This is a genomic window from Mesorhizobium sp. P2_A8 (genome assembly GCF_056404935.1).
On sequence record NZ_JBFUDB010000001.1, the window covers coordinates 596,832 to 609,892 of the forward strand.

At 63.0% G+C, this 13,061-nt stretch carries 11 protein-coding genes and 1 tRNA gene; 7 read left to right on the plus strand and 5 right to left on the minus strand.

What is annotated here, in order from left to right:
• Positions 1 to 100 precede the first annotated feature (100 nt).
• From AC1D10_RS02855 to AC1D10_RS02865, 3 genes are all read left to right on the plus strand, one after another.
• Positions 101 to 1,213, plus strand: a complete 1,113-nt coding sequence (locus AC1D10_RS02855; RefSeq protein WP_477268818.1) for a hypothetical protein — start codon at positions 101 to 103, stop codon at positions 1,211 to 1,213.
• 433 nt (positions 1,214 to 1,646) lie between these two features.
• Complete coding sequence (locus AC1D10_RS02860) at positions 1,647 to 2,276, plus strand: hypothetical protein (protein WP_477268819.1); 630 nt, start codon at positions 1,647 to 1,649, stop codon at positions 2,274 to 2,276.
• A gap of 106 nt (positions 2,277 to 2,382) precedes the next feature.
• Complete coding sequence (locus AC1D10_RS02865) at positions 2,383 to 2,910, plus strand: helix-turn-helix domain-containing protein (RefSeq protein ID WP_477268820.1); 528 nt, start codon at positions 2,383 to 2,385, stop codon at positions 2,908 to 2,910.
• A gap of 423 nt (positions 2,911 to 3,333) precedes the next feature.
• Here the strand turns inward: AC1D10_RS02865 and AC1D10_RS02870 are convergent, their stop codons facing one another.
• Together AC1D10_RS02870 and AC1D10_RS02875 are read right to left on the minus strand one after the other, a co-directional pair.
• The gene (locus AC1D10_RS02870; RefSeq protein ID WP_477268821.1) at positions 3,334 to 3,741 is read right to left on the minus strand and encodes a hypothetical protein; all 408 of its coding nucleotides are present in this window, start codon (positions 3,739 to 3,741) and stop codon (positions 3,334 to 3,336) included.
• 347 nt (positions 3,742 to 4,088) lie between these two features.
• Positions 4,089 to 4,163 (minus strand) — tRNA-Gly (locus AC1D10_RS02875).
• Positions 4,164 to 4,473: 310 nt separating this feature from the next.
• Between AC1D10_RS02875 and AC1D10_RS02880 the strand changes: the two genes are divergently transcribed.
• From AC1D10_RS02880 to AC1D10_RS02895, 4 genes are all read left to right on the plus strand, one after another.
• Positions 4,474 to 4,971 carry a prolyl-tRNA synthetase associated domain-containing protein gene (locus AC1D10_RS02880; protein ID WP_477268822.1) on the plus strand — a complete coding sequence of 166 codons (498 nt, stop codon included), beginning with the start codon at positions 4,474 to 4,476 and terminating at the stop codon, positions 4,969 to 4,971.
• A gap of 70 nt (positions 4,972 to 5,041) precedes the next feature.
• Entirely contained in the window at positions 5,042 to 6,058 is a 1,017-nt protein-coding gene (trxA, locus tag AC1D10_RS02885) for a thioredoxin (RefSeq protein WP_477268823.1), read from the plus strand.
• Positions 6,059 to 6,210: 152 nt separating this feature from the next.
• A complete protein-coding gene (locus AC1D10_RS02890; protein ID WP_477268824.1) occupies positions 6,211 to 6,882 on the plus strand; it encodes an LON peptidase substrate-binding domain-containing protein in 672 nt (223 codons plus the stop codon).
• 21 nt (positions 6,883 to 6,903) lie between these two features.
• Positions 6,904 to 7,146, plus strand: a complete 243-nt coding sequence (locus AC1D10_RS02895; RefSeq protein WP_477268825.1) for a Trm112 family protein — start codon at positions 6,904 to 6,906, stop codon at positions 7,144 to 7,146.
• An 82-nt stretch (positions 7,147 to 7,228) separates the two neighbouring features.
• On the opposite strand, the gene AC1D10_RS02900 is transcribed toward AC1D10_RS02895, so the two are convergent.
• The 3 genes from AC1D10_RS02900 to AC1D10_RS02910 are packed head-to-tail and all read right to left on the minus strand — an operon-like array spanning position 7,229 to position 12,997.
• Positions 7,229 to 10,576: an error-prone DNA polymerase gene (locus AC1D10_RS02900; protein ID WP_477268826.1), complete on the minus strand. Its 3,348-nt coding sequence runs from the start codon at positions 10,574 to 10,576 to the stop codon at positions 7,229 to 7,231.
• Positions 10,573 to 12,048, minus strand: coding sequence for a DUF6504 family protein (locus AC1D10_RS02905; protein WP_477268827.1), 1,476 nt, complete (start codon positions 12,046 to 12,048; stop codon positions 10,573 to 10,575). Before AC1D10_RS02905 ends, AC1D10_RS02900 begins: the two co-directional genes overlap by 4 nt.
• Positions 11,990 to 12,997, minus strand: coding sequence for an ImuA family protein (locus tag AC1D10_RS02910; RefSeq protein WP_477268828.1), 1,008 nt, complete (start codon positions 12,995 to 12,997; stop codon positions 11,990 to 11,992). The genes AC1D10_RS02905 and AC1D10_RS02910 overlap by 59 nt, the downstream gene beginning before the upstream one ends.
• Positions 12,998 to 13,061 lie beyond the last annotated feature (64 nt).

A 13,061-nucleotide genomic window follows, 5' to 3' on the forward strand; every position in this document is an offset into this window, starting at 1 on the left:
CATTTCCTGCGAATCATCATCGATTACTCACGTCACTGTAGCAAAGCGCACGAGTTTTAGCGTAGGCAATAGACGCGACAAAAAGCAGACGAGTCTTGCCGTGAGCACACGATCCCAGCGCTTCATCATCAACCCGCCGTCCGCTTGTCCGCCGCACCTGCGCCTTTCGAGTGGCCGCCCCATGCCGCAGGTCACGTTCGAAATAGATGAAGTTGCCCGCTGCGCCTGGAACGAAATCCTCCAGACTGCGCCGCGCGCAACATCTCTGTTCGCCTTTCTCGAAGATCTGCTGGAGCCAGGCCCCAACCTCGTCTGGCGGGAAAAGGGACCCGGGCGCGGTACCGAGATGCGCCGCAGCTTCTCTGGAATGTTCGGCCGCTTCTTCGCGCGCGCCTTTCTAGAAACGCACCTCGACTTTGTGTGGTTCGCAGCGATCGACGGCGACAATTTCCATCTGTCACGGAATTGGCGGGTCAGCCGCCGTCCGAAATCACAGACTGAGATGCCTGACTGGATCTGTGCGCGCCCCGGCGAGCTCGCGATAGGCGAGGCCAAGGGCTCACATCAGAAAGGCAATGCCACCCGGGGCGGCATGCCAGGTCCGATTAAGACCGCCGATGGCCAGATCAGCGGTGTCCGCGTCCAGAAGCGGGTTCGCCATCGCACCCGGACAACCTGGCAGTCGAAGGGGGTGAAAGGCTGGGCCGTTATGTCGCGCTGGGGGCTGGCCAACCCACCACGCAGTCCGTTCCTCTACGCTCTCGACCCTGAGACGGAGGGCGAAAAGCCCACGCCCGAGGAGATTGATGAACTGGTGCAAGCGGTCGCGCGGACCCATATCGAGCAGACAGCGCTTGGCCTAGGGCTGTTGAAGAGCACCGACGACCGGGTCACTGTCACGCCACGTCGCTTGGTGCAGGTGGCCGACGACCACGTCAAGCGGCACTTCGCCGGATCAATCATCACGCCCTTCGGCCCCCTCGATTTGGATTTCGATCAGGCGAAAGAGCTTTCGGATTTACTGCCAAATCCCGACCTCGTGCGCTTCGTTGGTCTCGAGGAAAGTGTTTTTACTGACTATCTGCAGGGACAGCGGCTGGCGCCTCGCGAGCGGCAGCGCATTGGTGACCGCTCGCTTGTTGGACGCGATGGTCTCGTCGTCGCGCCGGTCCAGCAGGTCATCGACCTTGGCTTCCAGACCGATCAGGCATAACTGCAGACGCCGGCTACACCGATATTTCGGACTCTCGCTTCGGCATCATCCGGGTGATGAGGCGGATCTGCCTGAATGGCTGGATTGCGGCCGATACCGGACGATCCGGCAGGTATGCGAAATGGCGGCTACCCGTCAAATGGCAACTATCTAGCGGCGAGCCCAGCCTCCACCAACCGGCGGAACGCCTCCGATCTAGTGGGAAGATCGGGCTGATTGCGACGCCATTCGTCAACGCGAGCAAGCAAGTCACTTGAGAGTCGCAACTCAAATCGCTCAGTTTTGATGTCAATAGGATTGGGTGTATTTGACAATCAGAGTGTCCGTAATGTACGGTATGTCCGTAAGTTGTGGTTCACGCTTTGCAGCCGAACGACGTGCTCGAACACGTCGCTCGGCCTGACCACAACCCAAGCTGTTTGGAGCTCGGATCATGGCTGATTCCGACAATAGCACGACTTTGCCTTCCGTCACCCGCCGGAGGGTAGTGGCGCGTACGGCAATTGCAATGGTGGGATCACAGCAAGCCGTGTTTGCTCGCGATGACCTAGACAAGGACCAAACTCCCGATCGTGCGGTAACGGTTTGGCGCGATTGGGAGCATGCCTACAATTTGACCGAGCGGCTGTGCCGTGAGCAACAGCGGCTGGAGCGGAAGCTTGTCGAAACTGTTGGCTTTCCGTGCGCAACCATTCTGGAGTCGAATGGAGAGAGCGTGACGCTGCATTCAACGAAGGAAATTCGTGAGTTGCTAGGCATAGGTCCTATCGACGCAGCGATCCGTACGAAGGCTGAAGCCGACTTCGCGGCCCATCAGGCTCGCTGGGATGCCGCCGATAGTGCAATTGGATATTCCGCCACGTTGCGCGCTGAACACGATGCTGCCGATCGAGCGGAGGCGTTGCTTGAGGTATTGTCCGGAACGCCTGCGACTACCCTTGCCGGTGTGGCGGCCAAGCTAGATGCCGTCCTCAGGGTAGGCCAGTCTTCAGAGGATGACGCCGAGTTTCCTTGGCCGCAAATCCGCTCGGTCTTCGAGGATATTGCTGGGGCTATCCGATAGAGAGCAGAGGTGAAGGCTTTCATGCCGTTTCAACGCCCCAGTCATTCGGAAATTTAGTGAGTTTCGCGGACCAATCTCGCGATAACTCACCATCGGGGAGTAACAGATGCAGAACCGAAGGGCCTTGTTAGAATCGAAACACTCCCGTTTCGTTCAGACGGGAGCAGGGGCCAATTCCGAGAGTGGCCCTCACCACGCCGATCAACATGTTGGCAGGCAGATCGCGATCGTTCGCGTACAATCGGACGTCTCGCAAGCCCAGCTAGCCCAATCTATAGGCATCAGTTTCCAACAACTCCAGAAATACGAGAACGCGAGAAACCGTGTGAGCGCCTCCATGCTGTACGAGATCGCCAGATCGCTGGGCGTCCCTGTCAGCCGCTTCTTCGAAGGCCTGCCGGATAACATTGAGACTGGCGCTCAAATCCTGACCCTGCCGGTCGATGAACGCATAGACTTTATCGCCAGCGCGGAAGGCCGGCGTCTGATTGAGAGGCTAATTAGGCTTCATCCGCGAGTGCGCGGCCGCGTCTCTGCCCTGATCTCCGCATTAGGGGAGGAATTGGTAGCCTTGGAGGCGCAAAAAGACAGTGAGCGGGGCAAACCCGCCCTGGCCAAAGACAAGGCGGCTTGATCGAGGTAGGTGTCCGTTAGGCGACCGTAGCCCTAAACGTGGACCGCATCCAGTTCTTCGACTGTCGGCGGCAATACATCCAACCATCTAAAACTAAAGACCTGTTCCCTTGCTGCATGCAGATCGTCAGCGGTCTGGAAACCGACTCCAGGAAGACCGGTCTCAGAATTTACGACCAACACTGTAAGTGGCGGAAGCTCATTTCCGTCGCACCATCTAAGGATCAAATCGAGCGTCTGCGCGAAAACCCCTGCCCCGCCAAAGCCCAGCAATTCGGCCAAACCCGAGTAGGTCAATGTTTGCCGACGGTGGGCTGCTGCCGAGAGAATGCTGAAAATCTGTATCGCGCGTAGATTCCGTCTCTTCTCTTGAGAATAGTATCTAACCGGCATAAATCCTCCAAAAATGTGACGTTCCTGCCCTCTAGGCGGTCATCTGAGATGCCGCTTCAAGCGCGAACTCACCCGTGGCTTCGTCGAGCTGCACCACTCGCACCTGCATCTTGCTAGGAAAACACTCGTCGATGGAACGGGGTCGTGCGTTCTTGTCCTTAGCAATGGCAGTAATGACCTTTAGCCAACCGTCACAATGATCTAGAGCCCAACGGAGGTTCTTCATAAGCTCGTTGTGCCCATTCCGCCTTTTGGCGTCGTCCCACAACGCGCCTCGGGTATAAACAAGCTTTCCGTCAACCTTTTTGAACTCGTCCTGCCAGAGAGTAACCACAACGGTTCCTTTGCTCTCGTTTCTCGCTGACCAACTCCATTGGACGTTCGTTGGCACAGTATCGAAATGCGCAAAAGCTTGCGTATGATTGAACCGCTTAGACATTTTGGCTCTCCTCCTATCACTGAAGCATCGGCGGTGTAGGACAAGCAAGTCCGGTTTCATAGCCATCCGGCGCTGTGCGTGGTTTGGTGAAGGAGGATCGGTTGCGCCTGCTTCGACCCGCTCCTCCGCCATCGCGTTGGTTGCCCTGGCAAGGAGTGGAGTCTTCAACGGCCGCGATTGGGACCGGTAGAACGTGACCGAGCTGCGCTATAGCCCAGCCCGCGCGCTATCGGCTACGTGGGAAATCGATCTACGTGCGTGTTGACCGGGTGTTGACCAATAGCAAAAACAGAAAGGGCCACCGTGCGGTGGCCCTTATCTAAATGCTTGATTTCCCTAAGGAAAACTGGAGCGGGTGAAGCGATTCGAACGCTCGACCCCAACCTTGGCAAGGTTGTGCTCTACCCCTGAGCTACACCCGCTCACACGGCGTCTTGGCCGCAAGCCGGGCCTATATGGCTGAAGAGCGCGGCGATTGCAACAGGGAAATGTCAGGCTTTTTGCAGGTGCCAGGCGGCGCCGGCACCAATGCATATCGCCCAAAAGTGGCTCCGGTTTTGGGAGAACGACATGCATAAAGACAAAGAGGCTAAAGCGCGTCGCCTTAATCCGTTCAAACACGACGCGCTTTAGGCGGCCGGCGCGTTCGCCGCGATGTCGCATGACGGTCTTGTGTCGGCCGCCCTGTTGGCCGTAAACGGCTTGGCAGGAAACGGGACGAAGACAAAACCGATGCCGAAGACCGAAAGTGACCTGATGGAATTTCTTGCCGAACTCGGGATCGCTGCCTCGACGCGGCGCCATCCGCCGCTGTTCACGGTCGCCGATTCGCAGGCGCTGCGCGGCGAAATCGCCGGCGGGCACACGAAAAACCTGTTCCTGAAGGACAAGAAGGACAATTTCTTCCTGGTCACGGTCGGCGAGGACGCGGTCGTCGACCTGAAGCAGATCCACCAGCTGATCGGCGCCGCGAGCCGCGTTTCCTTCGGCAGGCCGGAGATGCTGATGGAGCTGCTCGGCGTGACGCCGGGCGCGGTCACGGTCTTCGGCCTGATCAACGACACGGCGGGCCGGATCACGGTCGTGCTCGACACCGCGCTGATGCAGCATGCGGTGATCAACGCGCATCCGCTGACCAATGAGGCGACGACGTCGGTCGCAGCGGCGGACCTGATCAGATTCGTCGAGGCAACCGGGCACGATGCTGCTATCTTGAAAGTCTCCGCGTGATCGCCACATGGATGGCTTGAAACCGATTGTCTGAGAGGATGTGGCGGCCGCGCCACGGAAGGGTAAAGAGATGAGCGACAACAATCCGTTTGGCGGCCCCTTTGGCGGCACTGGCGGGCAGTATGCCACCACCGTGCAGTATGGCGGAGCCGCGGCTGCGCGCGAGAAGGCCGCGCCTAGTGATACGGCGTTGGCCCCCGCTGGCGCTCCCACAGGCGATGTCATCAAGGACACGACGACCGCCGCCTTTGCCGCCGACGTCATCCAGGAATCGCGCCGCCAGCCGGTGCTGGTGGATTTCTGGGCGCCGTGGTGCGGACCTTGCAAGCAGCTGACGCCGCAGCTGGAAAAGGCGGTCAAGGCCGCCGCCGGCCGGGTCAAGCTGGTCAAGATGAATATCGACGACCATCCCTCGATCGCCGGGCAGCTCGGCATCCAGTCGATTCCCGCGGTCATCGCCTTCAAGGACGGCCAGCCGGTCGATGGCTTCATGGGCGCCATCCCCGAGAGCCAGATCGCTGAATTCATCACCAAGGTCGGCGGCAAGGGCAATGGCGCGCCGCCGGTGGCCGAGGCCTTGGCCGCGGCGGCCGAAGCGCGCGAGGCCGGCGACATGCAGACGGCGGCCGATATCTACGATGCCATCCTGGCGCAGGCGCCGGAGACGATCGAGGCGATTGGCGGGCTGGGCGACCTGTTGTTCGAGGCCGGCGACACCGAGGGTGCCGAGGCCCTGCTGGCAACGGCGCCGGAGGCGAAGAAGGATGCGCCGCCGCTGGCGGCCCTGCGCGCCAAGATGGCGCTTGCGGCGCAAGCGGCAGCGCTCGGCAACCCGGCCGAGTTCGAGCGCCGCCTGGCGGAAAATCCCAAAGACCATCAGGCGCGTTTCGATCTGGCCATGATCCAGAACGCCAACGGCGACCGCACGGCCGCCGCCGACAATCTGCTGGCCATCATCAAGGCTGACCGGAGCTGGAACGAGGACGGCGCCAGGACGCAATTGCTGCAGCTGTTCGAGGCCTGGGGCATGACCGACGAGGCGACGCTTGCGGCGCGCCGCAAATTGTCGGCCCTGCTGTTTTCCTGAGGGTTGTTTTTGCCGTACGGGCTTGCGGCCGGCGATGATTGCGCCAGATTACCAGACCTCAATGCATGTCGCGCAAAAGTGGTCACGGTTTTGTGAGAGCGACATGCACAGAACAACACCCGCTTCCCTATGGAAGCGATCGGAGGAATGAGGTGCAAGCGGGAAACGCGCATTACCGGCTCGCCAAGGATTTGCCGTCGACGATACCGATCTTTCCGCTCGAGGGTGCGCTTTTGTTGCCGGGAGGCCGCATGCCGCTCAACGTCTTCGAGCCGCGCTACCTGCAGATGGTGGACGAGGCCATCGCCGGCTCGCGGCTCATCGGCATCATCCAGCCCCGTCTCGACGGCGCGCTGCGCGACGACGGCGAGCCGGAGCTCTGCAATGTCGGATGCGCCGGGCGCATCATCGCCCTGTCCGAGTCCGGCGACGGCCGCTACCTGATTTCGCTGCAGGGCGTGTGCCGGTTCCGCATCGCCCACGAGCTAACGGTCAAGACCCCGTTTCGCCAGTGCAAGCTGGCGCCCTTCCTTGCCGATCTCGACGAGGACCAGGCGGCGAACGAGATCGACAGGCCATCGCTGCTCAAGGCATTTCGCGCCTATCTGCAGGCCAATGACCTGGAGGCCGACTGGGAAAGCGTCAGCCGGGCCGAAAACGCCATGCTGGTCAACGCGCTGTCGATGATGGCGCCCTACGGGCCGGCCGAGAAACAGGCGCTGCTCGAAGCGGCGGATTTGAAGACCCGGGCCGAAACGCTGATCGCCATCACCGAAATGGCGCTGGCGCGCGAGAATGAGGATTTTGGTTCGAGCCTGCAATAGAGGCCGGGGGAGAGTGACCACATGGCGGCGGATGGACGTGACGGGAAGAAGATCAATGTCGACCCCAAGCTGCTGGAGCTGCTGGCCTGCCCGCTGACCAAGGGGCCGCTGAGCTGGGATCCGGAGCGCGGCGAACTGATCTCCAGGGTCGCCAAGCTCGCCTACCCGGTGCGTGACGGCATCCCGATCATGCTGCCTTCCGAAGCGCGGACGCTCTCCGTGGAGGACGTGCTGTCGCCGCCGCGTTTGGGTGGGCCGGCTTGAACGAGGGCGTCTTTGCCGGCGGCGCAAAAGGTTGCCGGAGGCTGGCGGAAGGATCGCCGGCGTTCACCCCGGAGGCCGTGCCCTACTGAAAATTGCGTCCCTTGGGCATGACCTTTTCCGCCTCTTCCGACAGCGTTGCGAGGTCCTGTCTAATCGGCGCGTTGTGTAGCGGGGGCCGACTGTCGCGATCCGGACCCCTGGCGTCCGGCGAACCGGCGACCGCCAGGCTGGCCTGGCTGACCTTCTCCAGGAGCACGGTCAGCCAGGGCGTCAGGTCCTCGATCTTCTCCGCGACGATATGGATGACATCCGATTCCGATTGCAGTTTGCCGGTGACGCGGACGAACCTGGCGCCCATGATGACGGGCCGATAGCGGTCGAAGGTTCTCTGCCAGATGATGATGTTGGCGACGGCCTTGTCGTCCTCCAGCGTCAGGAAGATCGCGTTGCCCTTGCCGGGGCGCTGGCGCACCAGCACGAGGCCGGCGACGGAGACACGCCTGCCATCGCGCACGGATGGCAATCGGGCATTGGGCGTGACGCCGGCCCGGTCGAGCCGCTCGCGCAGGAAGGCGACCGGATGCGCCTTCAGCGACAGGCCGAGCGAGCGGTAGTCGTGGATGACATGTTCGCCGAGCGGCATTTTGGGCAGCTTCGTCTCGGGCTCCAGCTCGCGCAGGCGGATATCCTTCTGGTCGAACAGCGGCAGCTTTTCAGCAGCGCTCTTGCCGTCGAGCGCGCGCACCGCCCACAAGGCTTCACGACGATCAAGGCCAAGCGAGCGGTAGGCGTCGGCCTGCGCCAGCTTCTCGATCTCGTCGACATCGAGGCCGGAGCGCAGCCAGACATCCCTGACCGACTCGTAGCCTGAACCGCGCCGCTCGACGAACAGGTCCATGCGCTCCTCCGACAGGCCCTTGATCTGCCTGAAGCCGAGCCGCAGCGCATGATCTGTGTCGATGACACCACGCATCGTGGCGTGGCGTTCGAGGATGCGGGCCGGGTCGAAGGGCGCTTTTTCCAAAGTGCAGTCCCAGACGGAGAAATTGACGTCGACGTCGCGGACGTCGACACCATGGTCACGCGCGTCACGGACGAGCTGGGCCGGCTGGTAAAACCCCATCGGCTGCGAATTCAGGATCGCGGCGCAGAACACGTCGGGATAGAAGGTCTTGAACCAGCAGGAGGCATAGACGAGCAGGGCGAAGGAAGCGGCATGGCTTTCGGGAAAGCCATATTCGCCAAAGCCCTCGATCTGCTTGAAGCAGCGCTCGGCGAAGTCCTTCGTGTAGCCTTTGCCGACCATGCCGTCGATCATGCGCTGGCGATAATTGCCGATCGTGCCGGTGCGCTTGAAGGTGGCCATGGCGCGGCGCAGTTCGTCGGCTTCGCCCGGCCTGAAGCCGCCGGCGACGATGGCGATCTTCATCGCCTGTTCCTGGAACAGCGGTACACCAAGCGTCTTGCTAAGGATCGCCTCCAGCTCTGGCTTTTGATACTCGGCTGCCTCCTTGCCTTGCCGTCGGCGCAGGTAGGGATGAACCATATCGCCCTGGATCGGGCCCGGCCGGACGATCGCCACCTCGATGACGAGATCGTAAAAATTCTCTGGCTTGAGACGCGGCAGCATCGACATCTGGGCGCGGGATTCGATCTGGAAGACGCCGAGCGTGTCGGCGCGGCAGATCATTTTGTAGACCTGCTTATCCTCCGGCGGCAGGGTGGCCAGCACATAGGGCTGCCCATACGCATCCCGCGCATCTGGATAGTGATCCGTAAGCAAGGTGAAGGCGCGCTTCAGGCAGGTCAGCATGCCGAGTGCCAGCACGTCCACTTTCAGGATCTTCACCGCGTCGAGATCGTCCTTGTCCCATTCGACCATCTTGCGCTCGTCCATCGCCGTCTTGACGATGGGCACGATCTCGTCGAGCCGGTCCCTGGTGATGACGAAGCCGCCGACATGCTGCGACAAATGACGGGGAAAGCCCATGATCTCGTTGGCGCGTTCGATCACGTGCCGCGACACCGGGTCGGTGCGGTCGAGGCCGCCGGCGCGGGCTTCCTTCTCGCCGAGCTCCGAGGTCGACCAGCCCCAGATCGAGCCGGACAACGACCCCCTGACATCCTCGGAGAGGCCCATTGCCTTCGACACTTCGCGCAGCGCCGAGCGGCCGCGATAGCTGATGACGGCGGCGGCCAGTGCGGTGCGCTTGGCGCTGTATTTCTCGTAGATGTACTGGATGACGATTTCGCGTTTTTCATGCTCGAAGTCGACGTCGATGTCGGGCGGCTCGTTCCTCTCCTCGGAAATGAAGCGCTCGAACAGCGTGTCGATCCGATCCGGTCCGACTTCGGTGATGCCGATGCAGAAGCAGACGATCGAATTGGCGGCCGAACCACGTCCCTGGCAGAGGATGTCCTGGCTGCGGGCGAATTGGACGATGTCATGGACCGTCAGGAAATAGCGGGCGTAGTTGAGGCGCTCGATCAGAGCGAGCTCCTCCTCGATGCGCCCGGTCACGGATGCAGGTACGCCCGCCGGATAGCGGTTGGCCGCCCCTTCCCGCGCCAGCCGTTCCAGCTCGGCCTGTGGCCCGAGACCCGATTGCGTCGGCTCGTCGGGGTAGTTGTACTGGAGGTCACTGAGCGAGAAGGTCAGCTCCTGCGCAAAGCGCAAGGTCTCGGCCAGCGCCTGTGGATGCCTGCGGAACAGGCGCGCCATTTCCATCGGCGGCTTCAAATGGCGCTCGGCATTGGCGGCCAGCTGCAGTCCGACCTCGGCGACGGGCGTGTTGAGGCGGATCGCGGTCAGCACGTCCTGCAACGGGCGCCGTTCGGCAGTGTGGTAGAGAACGTCGTTGGTCGCCATCAGCGGGATGCCGCCATTTTCCGCCATCGCCGCTGCCTGCTCGATCCGGAAACGGTCATTGCCCGCATAGTCCGGCGAAACGGCCAGACGGAGGTTTCTTCCGAAACGATCCTTGAGCCGGCGAAGCAAAGCGAGACTGTCTTCCACGCCCGCCGACAGATCGGGCAGGACCGCGAGCGACATCAGGTCTCCCCATTCGAGCAGGTCGCTGCGCCGGAGAAGGGTGGCGCCCTTTTCGTTTTCGTCGCGCAGATTGGCTTGCGTCAGCATGCGGCAGAGATGCCCCCAGCCCTTGCGGTCCTGCGGATAGGCGAGAATGTCCGGCGTGCCGTCGCCAAAAACCAGCCGGCAGCCGGGATGGTAGGAGAGCGTCTCGACCCTGGCCTGCTGCCAGGCGCGCACCACGCCGGCCACCGTGTTGCGGTCGGCAAGCCCGATCGCCGAGAAGCCCATCAGCTTGGCCGCGACCACCAGCTCCTCCGGCTTGGAGGCGCCGCGCAGGAAGGAGAAATTCGACTGGATGCCGAATTCTGCATAGGGAATGACGGTCAGCGCGTTCATGCGAAGACCCCATGCAAGAACCAGCGCGGCGGGATTTGAGCGCCGCCATAAAGACCTTGCCGGTAGAGCCAGTAGCGGCGGCCGTCGGTATCCTCGATGCGGTAGTAGTCGCGCGTCGATGCCGCCTCGTCGCTCGCGGCCTCGCGCCACCATTCCGCGGCGATGCGTTCCGGCCCCTCGGCACGCGTCACCCGGTAGAGCGCGCGGCGCCAGCGGAAGTTCAGCGGCGGTCCCTCCGGCATTTCGGTGGCCGGCACCTCGATGGGTTCGGGCGCGCGGAAAAGCCGGATCGGCCGTTCCGGCGGGAAGATGGTCGTCGGCGCCTGCATCCTGTCCGGCTTCTTCGGCGGCGTGGTCCGGCGCGGGGCCTCGGTGAAGGGGATCGTGGCGACGGCGCGCTCCGGCAGATGGCTTTCGACGACGACCGGCTGCAGGACCGCGCCCTCGCCGAGCCGGGCGCGGATGCGGTCGGCGAACAGCGCGATATCGGCCCCGTCGTCGGTTACCTCGCCGGCAAGGTCGGCCTGCTGCATGTCGAAGGCGGCGGCCGTCAGCACCGAGAGCCGCACCAGATCGAAGCCATAGCCGGCATCGATATCCTGCTCGAGCGCGGCCAGCCTTTCATGGAACAATTTCTGGATCAGCGAGGGTTCGCGCATCGGCCGCGAGGTGCCGATGGCAATGCGGCTGACGGCGCCGTCGACACGAAACAAGAGCAGCGCCAGCGTCCTGGCACCCTCGCCGCGACGCTCGAGGTCGGTCTTCAATGCCGTCGCCAGCATGCCGACCAGCCGTTCGATGTCCTCGGTCAGGGTGACGGGCTCGCTGAGATGGCGTTCGACCGAAAGCGGCGCGACGGGAAGGCGCGGCGAGACCGCCTCGTCGAGACGACCAAGCGCCTGGTCGAGGCGCAAAAGCAGCGAGGCGCCGAAGCGGCGGGCGAGTGGCGCGCGCGGTGCCGCCATGACGGCGCCCGCCGTGCGCAAGCCGACGCTTTCCAGGCTGGTGCGGGTCGCCGGTTCGATGCGCAGTGCTGTCAGCGGCAAGGGCGCGAGCAGCGCTTCCTCCTCGCCGCCAGCGACGATGCGGTCGCCGGAAAACCGTGCCGCCGCCCAGGCCGCGCCCGGTGTCGCGGCAAGCCCGGCGCGGACATCGAAACCCTGATGGAAGAAGCGCGACAGGATGTCGTCCAGCATGGCGCGTTCGCCACCGAAAAGATGGGTGCAGCCGGTGACGTCGAGAAACAGGCCGTCCGTTGCGTCCAGCGCCACCAGCGGTGTGTAGCGGTCGCACCAGTCGGCAAGGCCTTCGAGCAGGCGACGGTCGGCCTGCGGATCGGCCTCGACGATGTCGATCGAGGGGTGCATGGCGCGCGCGTCGGCAATGCCCATGTCGCGCTTCAGGTGCAGCGCTTTAGCCCGCTCGTCGAGGGCCGAGATGCGCTGCGCGTTCCCACGGCGATGGCTGATCACCAGCGGCAGGTGATCCGACGGCCGGGAACGCCAGGACCGCCCCAGACGCTGCCGCAGGATCCTTTCCACTGCCAGATAGGGAAACCACAGGGACAGGATTCTTTGCTCTTTCCTCGCCCCTTCTTTCATCGAATCCGCGTTCATCGGGGTTCCACTCCAGTGTGAATTGTCCAGGCAGGGCCGTGCGGCTCTTGCCGATGGTGATGGTGAAGGCCGGGCGGCCGATCGAGCCGGCCAGTGGCCCGGCGATGGTGTCGCGCGGCACAGCCGGCGCCGACGCGACAATGAGACGAACCGGTGCCGCCGTCGGTTCGGGCCCGGCGGCCTGCCGCAGCAGGAACACCGGCCGGCCGGCACTCTGTGCCCTTGCATGCAGCCGGCGGGTTGCGGTCAGGTCGAGCCGCTGCGGATTGCCGCGGATCTCGAGGATGACGGCGGCGAGCGCCGTCATCTTTGCAGCCTCTTCGGCGACCCACAGCGCATCGACAAGTTTTGGCGCCTCGGAAAACAGCAATTGCTCGGGCTCGATGCCGAACGAGGCATGAAGCCCCCTGGCATAGGGAAAGCCCGCCTCGCGGAAAATCTCCGATGTGCCGATCCACAGCACCGGCAGCCCTTGTGTCCGCTTGAGGATCAGGCTTGTCAGCGACAAAGCGAAGCCGGCGACGGCTCCGGCATCGCGGGTTTCAATGCCATGGATTTCGTTCAAGGCGGCTTTCGGCAGGCCGCCGCTCAGGGCGGCATCGAGCCGCTCGACGCCGGTGGGCAGGAACGCATCCGGCAAAGCCGCGGCAACGCCGCGCCGGATGATGGTGAGATCGGCGCTGACATCGGCATCAGGGGTCGCGCCGACCGGCGCCTGCAGGCGCTCGGGTAGCGTTCCCTCGATCTTCGCGATCTGGCGGCGCAGGGCAAAAACAGTCTCCTGCGCCACGGCGGTCATCGCCATGACGGTCAGCTTCCACTCACAATTGTTCCTGTTATGTTCCTATAGATTCCAGAGGGGACCCCAA

Coding starts and splice junctions, on each gene's coding strand:
- AC1D10_RS02860 (WP_477268819.1), top strand. CDS start 1,647: ATGGCTGATTCCGACAATAGCACGACTTTGCCTTCCGTCACCCGCCGG.
- AC1D10_RS02865 (WP_477268820.1), top strand. CDS start 2,383: ATGCAGAACCGAAGGGCCTTGTTAGAATCGAAACACTCCCGTTTCGTT.
- AC1D10_RS02870 (WP_477268821.1), bottom strand. CDS start 3,741: ATGTCTAAGCGGTTCAATCATACGCAAGCTTTTGCGCATTTCGATACT.
- AC1D10_RS02880 (WP_477268822.1), top strand. CDS start 4,474: ATGCCGAAGACCGAAAGTGACCTGATGGAATTTCTTGCCGAACTCGGG.
- trxA (WP_477268823.1), top strand. CDS start 5,042: ATGAGCGACAACAATCCGTTTGGCGGCCCCTTTGGCGGCACTGGCGGG.
- AC1D10_RS02895 (WP_477268825.1), top strand. CDS start 6,904: ATGGCGGCGGATGGACGTGACGGGAAGAAGATCAATGTCGACCCCAAG.
- AC1D10_RS02900 (WP_477268826.1), bottom strand. CDS start 10,576: ATGAACGCGCTGACCGTCATTCCCTATGCAGAATTCGGCATCCAGTCG.
- AC1D10_RS02910 (WP_477268828.1), bottom strand. CDS start 12,997: ATGGCGATGACCGCCGTGGCGCAGGAGACTGTTTTTGCCCTGCGCCGC.